The sequence below is a fragment of the Pseudazoarcus sp. NS20 genome (assembly GCF_059703745.1).
Genome location: NZ_BAAKIY010000002.1, coordinates 362676 through 376180 on the forward strand (window position 1 = coordinate 362676; position 13505 = coordinate 376180).

General features: G+C 65.9%; 13 protein-coding genes. 10 read left to right on the forward strand and 3 right to left on the reverse strand.

Annotated elements, in window-relative coordinates:
- The first annotated feature begins 15 nt into the window (after window positions 1–15).
- The 10 genes from AC6H0W_RS07450 to AC6H0W_RS07495 all read left to right on the forward strand — a co-directional run bounded on the left by AC6H0W_RS07450 (window position 16) and on the right by AC6H0W_RS07495 (window position 8642).
- Complete coding sequence (locus AC6H0W_RS07450) at window positions 16–972, forward strand: TAXI family TRAP transporter solute-binding subunit (RefSeq protein WP_497576529.1); 957 nt, start codon at window positions 16–18, stop codon at window positions 970–972.
- Between the two features lie 13 nt (window positions 973–985).
- Window positions 986–1468: a DUF1850 domain-containing protein gene (locus AC6H0W_RS07455; RefSeq protein ID WP_497576530.1), complete on the forward strand. Its 483-nt coding sequence runs from the start codon at window positions 986–988 to the stop codon at window positions 1466–1468.
- On the forward strand, window positions 1465–3477 hold the full coding sequence (locus AC6H0W_RS07460) for a TRAP transporter permease (RefSeq protein ID WP_497576531.1): 2013 nt from the start codon (window positions 1465–1467) through the stop codon (window positions 3475–3477). The genes AC6H0W_RS07455 and AC6H0W_RS07460 overlap by 4 nt, the downstream gene beginning before the upstream one ends.
- Before the next feature lie 70 nt (window positions 3478–3547).
- Window positions 3548–4156: a MotA/TolQ/ExbB proton channel family protein gene (locus tag AC6H0W_RS07465; protein WP_497576532.1), complete on the forward strand. Its 609-nt coding sequence runs from the start codon at window positions 3548–3550 to the stop codon at window positions 4154–4156.
- Window positions 4157–4168: 12 nt separating this feature from the next.
- Complete coding sequence (locus tag AC6H0W_RS07470) at window positions 4169–4591, forward strand: ExbD/TolR family protein (protein ID WP_497576533.1); 423 nt, start codon at window positions 4169–4171, stop codon at window positions 4589–4591.
- A 25-nt stretch (window positions 4592–4616) separates the two neighbouring features.
- Window positions 4617–5627: a tetraacyldisaccharide 4'-kinase gene (gene lpxK, locus AC6H0W_RS07475; protein ID WP_497576534.1), complete on the forward strand. Its 1011-nt coding sequence runs from the start codon at window positions 4617–4619 to the stop codon at window positions 5625–5627.
- The gene (locus AC6H0W_RS07480; protein ID WP_497576535.1) at window positions 5608–5808 is read left to right on the forward strand and encodes a Trm112 family protein; all 201 of its coding nucleotides are present in this window, start codon (window positions 5608–5610) and stop codon (window positions 5806–5808) included. Before lpxK ends, AC6H0W_RS07480 begins: the two co-directional genes overlap by 20 nt.
- The gene (gene kdsB, locus AC6H0W_RS07485; RefSeq protein WP_497576536.1) at window positions 5805–6572 is read left to right on the forward strand and encodes a 3-deoxy-manno-octulosonate cytidylyltransferase; all 768 of its coding nucleotides are present in this window, start codon (window positions 5805–5807) and stop codon (window positions 6570–6572) included. The genes AC6H0W_RS07480 and kdsB overlap by 4 nt, the downstream gene beginning before the upstream one ends.
- A 76-nt stretch (window positions 6573–6648) precedes the next feature.
- On the forward strand, window positions 6649–7302 hold the full coding sequence (gene adk / locus AC6H0W_RS07490) for an adenylate kinase (protein WP_497576537.1): 654 nt from the start codon (window positions 6649–6651) through the stop codon (window positions 7300–7302).
- A gap of 98 nt (window positions 7303–7400) precedes the next feature.
- The gene (locus AC6H0W_RS07495; protein ID WP_497576538.1) at window positions 7401–8642 is read left to right on the forward strand and encodes a 6-phosphofructokinase; all 1242 of its coding nucleotides are present in this window, start codon (window positions 7401–7403) and stop codon (window positions 8640–8642) included.
- On the opposite strand, the gene AC6H0W_RS07500 is transcribed toward AC6H0W_RS07495, so the two are convergent.
- Genes AC6H0W_RS07500 through AC6H0W_RS07510 form a run of 3 tightly spaced genes read right to left on the reverse strand, consistent with a single transcriptional unit; the run spans window position 8630 to window position 13475 of the window.
- Window positions 8630–10714, reverse strand: coding sequence for a TonB-dependent receptor family protein (locus tag AC6H0W_RS07500; RefSeq protein ID WP_497576539.1), 2085 nt, complete (start codon window positions 10712–10714; stop codon window positions 8630–8632). The two genes, AC6H0W_RS07495 and AC6H0W_RS07500, sit on opposite strands and share 13 nt — an antisense overlap.
- Window positions 10715–10761: 47 nt before the next feature.
- Window positions 10762–12786: an LTA synthase family protein gene (locus tag AC6H0W_RS07505; RefSeq protein WP_497576540.1), complete on the reverse strand. Its 2025-nt coding sequence runs from the start codon at window positions 12784–12786 to the stop codon at window positions 10762–10764.
- Window positions 12783–13475 (reverse strand): class I SAM-dependent methyltransferase, encoded by a 693-nt coding sequence (locus AC6H0W_RS07510; protein WP_497576541.1) that lies wholly within the window; start codon window positions 13473–13475, stop codon window positions 12783–12785. The genes AC6H0W_RS07505 and AC6H0W_RS07510 overlap by 4 nt, the downstream gene beginning before the upstream one ends.
- Window positions 13476–13505 lie beyond the last annotated feature (30 nt).

The window sequence follows — 13505 nt, forward strand, 5'->3', positions numbered from 1 at the left end:
AGAGGAGAACCACCCATGAAATTCGGACGCTTACTCTGCGCTTCGGCGCTCGCGCTGGTTGCGCCGCTTGCCGCGGCACAAAACCAGCTTTCGATCGCTACCGGGGGCACCGGCGGGGTGTATTACCCGCTTGGCGGCGGCATTGCCGAGCTGATCAACAAGCACATTCCCGGCTACAAGGCGGTTGCAGAGGTGACGGGGGCTTCGGTTGAAAACATGGGGCTGATCGCCCGTGGGGATTCTGATATTGCGTTCTCGCTGGCCGACACCGCCTATCAGGCATACCACGGTACGGGGCGGTTCGATGGTCGCAAGCTGCCGGTGCGTGCCATCGCGGCGGTGTATCCGAACGCAGTCCAGATCGTCACGCTGGGCAACTCCGACATCAAGTCGCTGCAAGACCTCAAGGGCAAGCGAGTGTCGGTGGGCGCGCCCGGCAGTGGCACGGAGGTCAATGCCAAGGCCCTGCTCGAAGCCAACGGCATCCAGTACGAGGACATGAACGTCCAGCGTCTGAACTTCAATGAAACCGCTGATGCCCTGCGTGACGGCCAGATCGACGTGGGTTTCTGGAGTGTCGGTCCGCCGACCAGCTCCATCCTCAACCTCGCGGCCACGCGCGACATCAAGCTGCTGTCGCTGACGCCGGATGAAATCGCCAATGCCCGCAAGGTCGAGCCGGTGTTCGCTGCCTACACGCTGCGCAAAGGCACCTATGACAAGGTGGACGACGTAGCCACCATCGGCATCCCCAACGTGCTGGTGGTCAGCGCCGACATGCCGGACGAACTGGCCAACGCAGTCACCAAGGAGATCTTCGAGCGCATTGATGACCTGATCGCCATCCACCCGGCAGCCAACGATACGACGATCGAGTTCAGCCTGGGCTCTTCGCCGATCCCGCTGCACCCCGGCGCCATCCGTTACTACGAGGCCGCTGGCCACAAGGTTCCGGATAACCTCAAGCCGTAAAGGGCAGGGCGCGGTGCTGAAACATGTCTGCGCCCTGGTGTTGTTCAGCGCGGGCCTCGCTCAGGCGGGGCCCGCCGTGCTTCAAGTGGACGACGATGCCGGCCAGCCGGTTGCCCGTTTTCCGCTGGCGCCAGGGCAGCGCTGGTGTCTGTTGTGGAATCATTCGGTGGCGGGTTTCACCGTGCGCGATTGTTTTGCATGGCGTCCGCCCGAGCTGGTGCTGACCGACAGCCATCAGCCGGATTTCGCGGCCGGCCTCGGGCACATTCAGGGGCGAGGCGTGCAGCGCTCGGATGGCGCTGGCGGCTACCGAATCGAACAGATCGATCAGGCTTTGCCCGACAACCGGCTGGCTTTGCGGGTGGGGTCCAAGGCGGTTGATCACCGTATTGACGTCGGCGGGCGCGTGCACTCGCTGAGTGCGACCCATGCCGGCCGTAAAGTGGTGTTGTACATGCAGGCCCCGGCATCGGATCAGGTGGAGTATTTCAGATGAATGAAGAGCCGCAGTCGGCCCTCAAGAATTTTGCCGGTGGCTTGGCTCAGCCGCGGCCGCTGCTGTGGTTGATCACCATCGTTGCAGTGGCGTTGTCGCTGTTCCAGCTTTACACCGCGGGTATTCAGACGCTGGGCTTGTTCTACCAGCGCAGCATTCACCTTGCTGCCATCATGATGCTGGCCTTTCTGATGTTTCCCGCTTCCGGTCGGCGCGACCTGAGTCCGCGCGGGGTTCTGGGCGGGCTGATCGACGTGGTTTTTTTCGCCTGCGCAGTGCTCACGGGGGCCTACATCACGCTCAACCTCGACGCGATCATCAACCGCGCGGGTTTCTGGAACACCACCGACATCGTGGTGGGCTGCGTGGCGGTGGTGACGGTGCTCGAGGCCAGTCGCCGCGCCGTCGGGCTGGGGCTGACAGTCATCGGCATCGTTGCTGTGCTTTACGCGTTTGCCGGGCCGCGGGGGGAGTTGCCGTGGCTGGGCGAATGGCTGCCGGGCATCCTGGCGCACCGGGGTTACAACCTCGACCGCGTCATCGGTCAGCTGTACCTCGGGCAGGAGGGCCTCTTCGGTCTGCCGTTGGGGGTGGCGGCCACCTTCATCTTCGTCTTCGTGCTGTTCGGCGCCTTTCTGGAGGTGACCGGTGCGGGGCGCTTCTTCATCGATCTGGCGTACGCCGCGACGGGGCGCCAGCGCGGCGGCCCGGCCAAGGCGGCGGTGATCGCATCGGCCGGCATGGGGTCGATCTCGGGCAGCTCGATTGCCAACGTGGTCACCACGGGGGCTTTCACGATTCCGCTGATGAAGCGGCTGGGCTACACGCGCGAGCAGGCCGGCGGCGTCGAGGCTGCGGCCAGCACCGGCGGGCAGATCATGCCGCCGCTGATGGGGGCGGGCGCCTTTCTGATGGCCGAGTACACCCGCGTGCCGTATATCGAGATCGTCAAGGTCAGCATCCTGCCGGCGATCATGTATTTCGCCACGGTGTATCTGTTCGTGCACCTCATCGCCATCAAGCAGGGCATGAAGGGCATGGCAGCCTCCGAACTGCCTTCGGTGCGTCAGGTGATGCGTGATGGCTGGCACTTCCTGGTGCCGCTGGCAGTGCTGATCTACCTGTTGGCCCTGCATACTTCGCCGATGCGGGTGGGTTTTTACGCCGTGGTTTCGGTAGCCGTGGTTGCCGCAGTGCGTCAGTTGGTGTGGTTCTTTGCCGATCGCGCGCGGCGAGGGCAGGGCATTTCCTCCGCAGCGTTTGCCGGCATGGTCGTGCGGGGCGGCCAGGTGTTGATCCATGCCCTGTCCCTGGGCGCGCGCAATGCCGTGGCGGTGAGCATGGCCTGCGCGGTTGCCGGCATCATTGTCGGTGTGGTCGGGCTGACCGGGCTGGGGCTCAAGTTCTCGTCGATGATGATGGCGTTTTCGGGTGGCAACATCGTGTTGGCGCTGCTGATGGTCATCATCGCCAGTCTGATTCTGGGCATGGGGCTGCCGGTGACGGCGGCCTACATCGTGCTGATCGTGCTGGTCGGGCCGGCGCTCACCAGCGAGTTCGGCATCCCGCTGCTGATCGCGCATCTGGTGGTGTTCTGGTATTCGCAGGATTCCAACGTGACGCCGCCGGTGGCGCTGGCAGCGTTTGCCGGCGCGGCCATCGCGGGAGGCAAGCCGATGGCCACCAGCGTGCAGGCCTGGAAGTTCGCCAAGGGGCTGTACCTGATTCCGTGCTTCATGGTGTTCAACCCCGAAATCATCATGGGCGGGCCGTGGCAGATCATCGTGTGGAACGTGATCATCGCCTTCACCGCACTGGCTGCTTTCGCGGCGGCGCTGGAGGGCTATCTGTTTGCGCCGATGGACATGCTCTCTCGCACCGTGATCGTGCCGGCGCTGGTGGCGATCTTCTGGCCCAACTTCACCGTCGAGGTGCTCGGCTTCGCGACGATGGTGCTGGTGATGGGCTTCAACTGGTGGCAATGGCGCCGCGCTCCGGTCGGGGCATGAGACCTATGCCCTTGCCGTTCATGGGGCCGGGCGCTAGAGTGGCCGCTTTCCGATTCGGGAGCATGCGCGCGTGATCGCGATCATCGAGGCATCCGGCTGGCCGATCTGGCCGCTGTTGTTCACGTCCATCATTGCGGTGGCGCTCATCATCGAGCGTTCCATCACCCTGCGTCGCGCCAAGGTGGTGCCGCCCGATCTGCTCGACAAGGTGCTCGACGATCTGGCCCGCAATGGTGCCAGTGTCGGCATGGCGGACCGGGTGGCGGCGCATTCGCCGCTCGGACGCGTGTTGGCGGCGGGGCTGCGCAATGTGAACAGCTCGCGCGAGATCATGAAGGAGGCCATCGAAGAAACCGGCCGCGCCGTCGCGCATGACCTCGGCCGCTACATGACCACGCTGGGTACAATCGCCGCGGTCAGCCCGCTGCTCGGCCTGTTCGGCACCATCATCGGCATGATCGACATCTTCGCCTCGCAGGGCACCAGCGGCGCCAATCCGCAGCAGCTTGCGCAGGGCATTTCGATCGCGCTCAACACGACCGGCTTCGGTCTCATCATTGCCATCCCCGCGACGATTTTCTGGCGGCATTTCCGTGCGCTGGTCGATACCTTCGTGATCGAGATGGAGCAGCAGGCCATTCGTCTCGTGGAAGTCGTGCACGGCGAACGCGCACGCTGACGGAGCGACACCATGAATTTCCAGCGCGGCGTGCAGCATGAACAACCCGAGGTCAGCCTCATCCCGCTGATCGACGTGGTGCTGGTGATCATCATCTTTCTGATGGTGACGACCACGTTCACGCGCGTATCGGGCATGCAGATCACCCTGCCGACGGGCGATGGCGAGCCTGCAGAAGTGCGACCGCAGGAAATCACCGTGGCGATCAGCCCTGACGGCAACGTGCTGGTGGACGGCCGGGCCGTGGGCGGGCGCGACGTGGTGTCGATTGCGCGTGCGCTGGGTCAGGCGGTGCCGGCCGGTGAGCAGAATCCCATCGTAGTCATCAACGCCGACGCCCGCTCGTCGCACCAGAGTGTGGTGGACGTCATGCAGGCTGCCCAGCGTGCCGGCCTGCCGCAGATCACCTTCGCCATCCAGACGCCCGAGCAGTGAGCCCGAGCGCGTCTTCAACGCGCTCATGAGCGCCCGCCCGCCGCGCCACTGGAGTGGTCGTGGGGCCGTTGCTGTGCTGCTCCAACCGCTTTCCTTGTTGTTCCGCTCGCTGGCCGCAAGCCGGCGCGTGCTTTATCGCGTCGGCACGCTGCGCAGCGAACGCCTGCCGGTGCCGGTCATCGTCGTCGGCAACATCGCGGTGGGCGGCAGCGGCAAGACCCCTGTGGTGGCGTGGCTGGTGGATGTCTTGCGTGCGGCGGGCTTTCGCCCCGGCATCGTCAGCCGCGGCTATGGCGGCACCGTTGCATCGGTGAGCGTGGTGCCGCCGGACGGTGACGCCGCCGTGTTCGGCGACGAGCCGGTGCTGCTGGCGCGACTCACCGGCTGCCCGCTGGCGGTGGGGCGCGATCGTCCCGCAGCGGGTCGCGCGTTGCTGGCGGCGCACCCGGAAGTCGATGTGCTGGTCAGCGATGACGGCCTGCAGCATTACGCGCTGCAGCGCGACATCGAGATCATCGTGGTCGATGCGCAGGTCATGGGCAACGGCTGGCGTCTGCCCGCCGGGCCGTTGCGCGAAGGCGTCGAGCGGTTGGCCGAAGCTGATCTGGTGATCGCGCATGGCGAGTTGCCGCCGAGCTTGCGTGCGGCAGCCGGCGACGCGCCGGTGGCCAACATGCGCCTGCTGGGCGAAATGCTCGAACGTATCGATGGTTCGGAGCGTCGTCCGCTGGCCGCGCTTTCCGGGCAGCGCGTGCATGCGGTGGCCGGCATCGGGCGCCCACAGCGCTTCTTCGAGCAATTGGCCGAGGCCGGTCTGCAGGTGATTCCGCACGCCTTTCCCGATCATCACGCCTATGTCGCGAGCGATCTGGCGTTTGCCGAAGCTGCGCCGAAAATCCTCACCGCCAAGGATGCGGTAAAATGCGCGGCATTCGCGCCGGCCGACACTTGGGTGTTGCCGGTTCGCGCAAGCATCGACGCGACCGCGTCGCAACGCATCGTGGAGAAGCTGACGCATGGAATCCCGCCTGCTTGACATCCTCGTGTGCCCGCTGTGCAAGGGGCCGCTGGACATTCTGCGCGAGGAGCAAGAACTCGTGTGCAAGGCCGACCGACTGGCCTTCCCCATCCGTGACGGCATTCCGGTGATGCTCGAAGACGAAGCGCGCGCGATGACCGCCGAAGAGGTCGACGCCGTGAGGAAGCGCGGCGCATGACCGCTTTCCGCGTGGTCATTCCGGCACGCTTCGCGTCGACGCGTCTGCCGGGCAAGCCCTTGGCCGACATCTGTGGCAAGCCGATGATCGTGCGCGTGCTCGAGCGCGGCATTGCCTCGGGCGCCGATGAAGTGCTGGTGGCCACCGACGACGCGCAGGTGCTGGCCAGCGTGCAGGCCGCCGGTGCGCAGGCGGTGATGACGCGTGCCGACCACGCCAGCGGCACCGACCGCCTCGCCGAGGTGGTCGAGCAGCGTGGCTGGGCCGACGAGGACATCATCGTCAATGTGCAGGGTGACGAGCCCTTGATCGACCCGGCGTTGATCCGACTGGTGGCGCAGGCCCTGGCCGAGTCACCCGAGGCCTCGATCTCGACGGCGGCCCATGCGATTCACGATGTCGAAAGCTTCTTCAACCCGAACGTGGTCAAGGTCGTGTGCGATGCGCAGGGTCATGCACTGTATTTTTCGCGCGCGCCGATTCCGTGGGCACGTGACGATCTTGCGCGCACCCGCGACGCGCTGCCGGCCGGTGTGCCGGTGTTGCGTCACGTCGGCATCTACGCCTACCGCGCCGGTTTTCTGCGGCGTTATGCGCAGCTCGCACCGTCGCCGCTGGAGCAGTGGGAAGCGCTCGAGCAGCTGCGCGCAATGTGGCACGGGCACCGCATCGCGGTGCGCGTGGTGAGCGAGGCGCCGGCTGCCGGCGTCGATACGCCCGAAGATCTGCTGCGGGTACGCGCGGTTTTCGCGCAGGAACAATGATCTGCGGGCCGCATTCAGCGGCCCGCGACACTACAAGGCGGCCGCAAGAGGCGGACCGCGCAACACTGGAGGTTGTATGCGACTGATTCTTCTCGGACCGCCGGGCGCCGGCAAAGGCACGCAGGCTGGCTACATCAAGGAACGCTTCGGCATTCCGCAGATTTCCACCGGCGACATGCTGCGCGCCGCAGTGCGCGAAGGCACGCCGCTGGGGCTGGAGGCCAAGAAGGTCATGGATTCGGGTGGTCTGGTGTCGGACGACATCATCATCGGCCTCGTGCAGGATCGCCTGATGCATAACGACTGCACCAACGGCTACATGTTCGACGGTTTCCCGCGCACCATCCCGCAGGCCGACGCCATGAAGGAAGCCAAGGTGGCGCTGGATTTCGTGCTGGTCATCGAAGTGGATGACGCCGAGATCGTCGAGCGCATGAGCGGCCGCCGCGTGCACCCGGCGTCGGGTCGCACCTATCACGTCAAATACAACCCGCCGAAGGTCGAGGGCAAGGACGACGCCACCGGCGAAGACCTGATCCAGCGTGACGACGACCGCGAGGAAACCGTCAAGAAGCGCCTCGAGGTCTATCACGCGCAGACCAAGCCCTTGGTCGAGTACTACAGCACGTGGCAGGCATCCGGTGACCCGGCTGCGCCCAAGGTGCGCAAGATCGCCGGCATCGGCGCGGTGGACGAGATCACCAGGCGCGCTTTCGACGCGCTGAAATAAGCCTCTTGCGGCCAGCAGCGCGCGTGGCGCGCCTATGGCCGTTATCCTGATCGGCAGGGTGCTGTTGCCCTGCCGTTTTCTTTGCTGATGATCCTCCGATGAAGAATCTGTTGTACGCCCAGTCCGGTGGTGTCACCGCCGTCATCAACGCCAGTGCCGCCGGGGCCATCTCCGCGGCGCGTCTGAGCGGGCAAGTGGGCCGTGTGCTGGCCGCCCGGCACGGGCTGGTCGGGCTGCTCGAAGAGGCCTTGTACGACACCAGCGGGCTGACGGCGGGGCAGGTCGAGCAACTCGGGCGCACGCCCGGCGGCGCGTTTGGGTCGTGCCGGCTCGATCTGCCCGAGCCCGAGGATGATCCGGCGCAGTACGACCGCCTGTTCGAGGTGCTGGCCGCACACGACATCGGCTGGCTGCTCTACAACGGTGGCAACGGGTCGATGCACACCGTGGCGCAGATCTCGCGCGAGGCCAGGCGCCGCGGCTTTCCGCTGACGACCGTGGGTCTGCCGAAAACGGTGGATAACGACATCGTCGGCACGGATTGCTGCCCCGGCTTCGGCTCGGCGGCGAAGTATGTCGCCACGTCGATGCTCGAAGCCGGCATGGACCTGCGTGCCATGGCGAGCCGGGTGGGCCGCGCCTTCGTGATGGAGGTGATGGGCCGCAATGCCGGTTGGCTGGCTGCGGCTACGGCACTGGCACGGCGTGGCGCGGACGACCCGCCGCACATCATCCTGATGCCCGAGGCGCCGGTGGATCGCGCGCGTTTGCTCGCCGAGGTCGAGCGCACCGTCGCGCGCATCGGTTACTGCGCGGTGACGGTGTCCGAGGGCGTTTCGTGGTCGGACGGTTCGCGCGTGATGGAGCAGCATGTCGACAACAAGGGCTACGTTCAGCTGGGTGGGGCAGGCCAGACCATCGGGCGGCTGATCAGCTCGGAGTTCGGCTTCAAGCAGCACTGGTCGATTCCCGATTATCTTCAGCGCGCGGCCGGGCATCTGGTTTCGGCAGTGGATGTGGCGCAGGCGCGTGCCGTGGGTGTGGCTGCGGTGGACTATGCGCTGGCCGGGCGGGACGGCATGATGCCGGCCATTCGCCGAACCTCGGACAAACCGTATCGCTGGGACGTGGTGCCGGTGGCTGCGCACGATGTCGGCAACCGCGAGCGGCTGGTGCCGGCCGACTACATCCGGGAAGATGGCATGCACGTCACGCCCGCGGCGCTTGCCTACCTGCGTCCGCTGATTGAGGGCGAGGTGCCGTTTGCGTTCTCCGGCGGCGTGCCGAACTGGCACCGCTTTGATCTGCCCTTGGTCGCGAACAAGCTTCAGAAGCCGTAACGCAGGCTCGCCCCGGCAAACCAGTTGCGCGTCGGCCCCGGCTCGTAATAGCGCCCCTGCGCCTGGCCGACGATCACCGATGAGACATAGTGCCGGTCGAACACGTTGTCGAGTCGCAGCATCTGTTCGAAGGTCCACGGTCCGCGCTGTTGCTCCGAGGCCAAGGCAAGGTTGAGCAGGGTGTGTGCCGGCGCCTTGCGGCCGGTGTTCCGATCATCCACCGCCATGTCGCCGCGATGCAGGGCCTCGGCCGACAGCGTGACGCCCGGTCGCGCCTCCCAGGCCAGTTCCATGGAGGCTGTCAGGCGCGGCACGCCCGGCAAACGGTTGCCCGACGGCACGTTTGCACCGCCTGCGCTGAAGCTGCTGGCGTATTCGGCCTGCATCCAAGTAAGCGCGCCGCTCAGATCGAATCGCGGCGCAAGTTCCGACTCCAGTGCCAGTTCAAGCCCGTGCCGGCGTGTGCGTGCAGCGTTGACATAGCTGGTGCGCCCGCCAGCGGATTCGGCTACGACCACTTCATTACGTGTGCGCACCGCAAACAGCGCCGCATTGACGCGTGTTGAGGCGCCGAGCAGGGCTTTTGCGCCGACTTCGAACTGTCGGCTGATGGCCGGCTCGAGATCGAAGTTGAAGCCCCCGCCGGCGCCCGAATACGACAACTCGCCGAGCGTCGGCGTCTCGAAGCCGGTGCCGGCGCTGGCGTACACATTGAGCGCCGGGTGCGCCTTCCACAGCACGGCCACGGCCGGTGTGGCGCGGCGGTAGGTGACGCTGCCGCTGTCGTCGCCGTTGGCGCCGACGATGTAATCGTCCTCGACGCGAAACTTCACCGTGCTGTGCCGCACGCCGGCAGACCACTGCCAGTCCCCGCGCTCCCACACTGCCTGTACGTAGGGGTCGGTGCTGGTCACGATGTTGCGCTCGTCGCGGCGCAAATCGCCCCTTACGCCGGTGGTGCCGCCGATGAAGTTCTCGAAGCCGCGTCGGTCGTCCACCGAGCGGTCGAAGTCCAGCCCGCTCGATACCGTCAACTCTCCGCCGGCCAACCCGCTGCGGCGGCTCCAGCGCACCCCGGCGCCGTGGAAATCGCGGTCGAAATCGACCACGCCGCCAGCGCTGCGCGCGTCAGCCTGCGCGGCGATCGGGATGGAAAGAAACTGCACCACCGAGCGGCGCCCGGCATAGCCTTGGACCATGAGGGTGTCGGCGCCGAAGCGTTGCTCCATGCGCAGCCCGGCCTGGGTGTGGTCGATGGATTTGCGGGTGCGGAAGTCGCGCGCCGGGCTTTCCACCGTGCGTGGGTCGCGCCGGTAGGTGTCCCACGAAAGACCTTGCGGGTCTTCGGTGAAGGGCTGGCGCAGGCTGCTGGCGGTCAGCGTGATTGTGCGGTCGTCGGGGTCGCCGGTGAAGTCCAGCCGCGCAAAGGCCTGGTCACGCTGCACGGCGCTGTAGCGGCGGAAGCCGTCGGAATCGAAGCGCGAGGCGTTGGTGCGCCAGGCGAAGCCGTCGCGCTCGCCGTCGGCGCTGATGCGCGTGCGCGTGGTGCCCCAACTGCCCGCCGTGAAGCCGGCGCCGACGGACGGAGCGCCGTCACCCGGAGCCGAGAAAAGCTGCACAACACCGCCGGAATGATTGCCGTACAGCGTGGCGAACGGCCCGCGCAGCACTTCGATGCGCTCGGCGCTTTCCAGGTCGAAGGTGGCGAGCTGGCCCTGGCCGTCGGGGTTGGTGGCAGGGATGCCGTCGGCCACCAGCTTGACGCCGCGCACGCCAAAGGCCGAGCGTGCGCCGAAACCGCGAATCGACAGCTGAAGATCCTGCGCGTAGTTGTGGCGGTTGGCGACATGCAGGCCCGGCACGCGGGTGAGCACCTCGGAGACGTCGATGCCGGGCCGGCCGCGCAAGTGGCGCTGGACGTCGATGCGGTCGATGGCCAGCGGTGCGTCGAAACTGTCCTGCTCATCCGGGGTGCCGGTCACGACCACTTCGGGCAGGCGGGTGGCCTCGTTCGCAAAGGCGGTGCTGCAGGCGAACAGAGCGGGGAGCAGGGCGGTGCGGCGGGAGGGCATGCGGACGGTCCGGTTGGCGTTCGCCGATGGACCGTCCGCCGGGTGAATCAGTTCGCGGCTTCTTCCGGCAAGCGGTAGCGCTGCTCGCGATACAGCCACGAGGGCAGCAGCGAGTGCGCCAGCGCATGCTTGGCGCGCGGGTCGTCTTCGCCGACGTCGTGCGAGGCGCCGAGCTGTTTGGCAACCGGGTCGTACTGCGCGACCGCCGGAGCCTTGTCGGCGCGCAGCACCGTCACCTCGTGCCCTTGCATGAAGCCGAAGTTCTGCTCGTACTGCATCATGGCGCGGCCGGGGTGGCCTTCGGGCTCGGACGACAGATCACGCCCGAGCATCGGCTGCTCGGTGGTGATGCCCATCAGTGACAGCACGGTCGGCCCGAGGTCGATCTGGCTGGCCACTGTCTTGAGGCGGCGCGGCTCGATGTCGGCCCCGAGGATCAGCCCCGGAATGTGAAAGCGCTCGACCGGAATCAGTGCGTTGCCCCGCACGCGAATGTCGTGGTCGGCCACCACCAGAAACAGCGTGTCCTTCCAGTACGGACTGGCTTTGGCCTGCTCGAAGAAGCGGCCCATCGCGTAGTCGGCGTACTTCACGGCGTTGTTGTCAGTGCCTTTCTCTGCGTCATACAACTCGATGCGCCCGTCGGGGAACTCGAAGGGCGAGTGATTCGACGAGGTGAACACCAGCCCGAAAAAGGGCTTGCCATTCTCGTGATGCGCGCTGAAACGCTCGTGTGCCTTGTTGAACAGGTCTTCGTCCGACACGCCCCAACTGCCCTTGAACACCGGGTTCACGTAGTCGTTCTGATCGACCATCGACAGGAAGCCGTTGCCCTTGAAGAAGCTGCGCATGTTGTCGAAGTGCGACTCACCACCGTAGATGAATTCGGTGTGAAAGCCCTGGCGGCGCAGCGTTTCGGCCAGCGAGTAGAATTTCTGCTGCGCCAGCGAGAGTTTGACCACGGCCTGTGCCGGCGTCGGCAGAAAGCCGGTGGTGACGGCTTCGATGCCGCGGATCGAACGCGTGCCGGTGGCGTAGAGCTGCTCGAACCACCAGCCCTCGTGCTTGAGCTTTTCCAGTTCGGGCGTGACCGGCACGCCGCCGAGCGATTCAACGAAGGTGGCGCCAAGGCTCTCCTGCAACACGATGACGAGGTTGAGCGGCTTGTCGCGCTGACGTGACGGTACCAGCGCGTTGAGCGTGGGAATCTCGTCCGACAGCCATTGCCGTGGCGGGCCGCCGAAACTGTCGGCCGCCTCGCGCACGATGGAGACGATTTCACCGCTGTCCATTTCACCGTAGATCTCGCTTGAGCGCGCTTCGTCCTTCATGCGATAGGCCTCGTAGGCCACCGACCAGCCCGAGTTGAGAATCAGGCTGTTGACCATGGTGTCGGGCGTGAGCGCGAACAGCGCCGGGTTGGCCGGACGATGGTCAAGGGTGGAGCGGATGCCCAGGGCCACCAGGAACACCACGATGGGCCACACCAGCAGCACCGCCCACCACGGCCAGTGCGGCGTCTGGCGGCTCCACGGAGCCAGCAGCCGGCTGGTGATCCACGTCAGTAGCCCGGTGACGAGCAGGCCGGCGAAGACCTCCAGCTTGTAGCCGCCCCACAGCATGGAGGCCACTTCGCGCGGGTACTTCAGGTATTCGAGCAGGAAGCGGTTGGGGCGAACGCCGTATTCCTGAATGAAGGGCGGCGTCGCGACTTCAAGGAACACCAGCAGCGCGATGGCGCCAATTACCCAGCCACGGCTGAAGATCTGCCAGATGCGCCACGTGCGCTGCAACGACAGCAGCGGCAACACCAGCAGCGGTATGGCGGCCAGCAGCCCGAGTTGGATGATGTCGGTGCGCACACCCTGGATCAGCATGGTGGGCCAGATGCCGGCCTCGGCGACGCGTTCGTGCTGCCACAGCATCAGCGCGATGCGCGAGCTTGACAGGATGACGAGCCCGATCACGTAGAGCGCCAGGATGGGTGCGTACGGCCCGGCCCAGGCAAAGAAACGCCATGAGCTAGCCCGGCGTTGGGTATCGGGCGGGGTATTTATGGTCAGGGTGTTCATGTGGCCCTTTTTTGCAGCACATAGGTGCGCCACATGGCATAGCCGGGAAGGAAGTCGAGACGGGCCTGAACATCGAAACCGGCCTGCGCGAACTCGGCCTCCGCGGTGACGGCCGGAATCACGAAGCGGTTCTGGAAGCACTCCTTGCCGCTGCGCGCGCGGCGTTCTTCGAGCTTCTTGCGGCGCCAGGCCTTGTAGTTGCCGTCTACCCACATCGAAAGGATGACGCTGTCGCGGGTGACGCGATGCATTTCGCGCAGCATCGTCATGCGGTGCTCGGCTTCGCCGATGTGGTGCAGCAGGCGCATGCAGAACACGCTGTCGACCGAGCGGTCGGGCAGATCGATGGCAAAGGCCGAGGTCTGCATGGTCTGGATGCGTTCGACAAGATGCGGCGGCTGCATCGCGCGAGCCACCTCCAGCATGCCGGGCGAGTTGTCTGCGCCGATGATCTCGCGCTCCGGGTGTTCGGCCAGCATCGGCCAGAAGCGGCCGGCACCGCAGGGCAGATCAAGTACCAGTCTGGGCTCGCCGGCAATGCGCAGCGCCTTGCGCGCGACCTGCATGTCACGCCAGCTCGACAGACGGCGGGAGAGGCCGTCCTGGTGTTTGTGAAAGTAGTTGAGTGAGTGCTCGTGGCTGTACTTGTCCGAGAACGGCAGGTTGACCTGTGTGCTGGTGTCCGGCATGGCTCTTCCGTCGAGATTTCAACGCGTCAA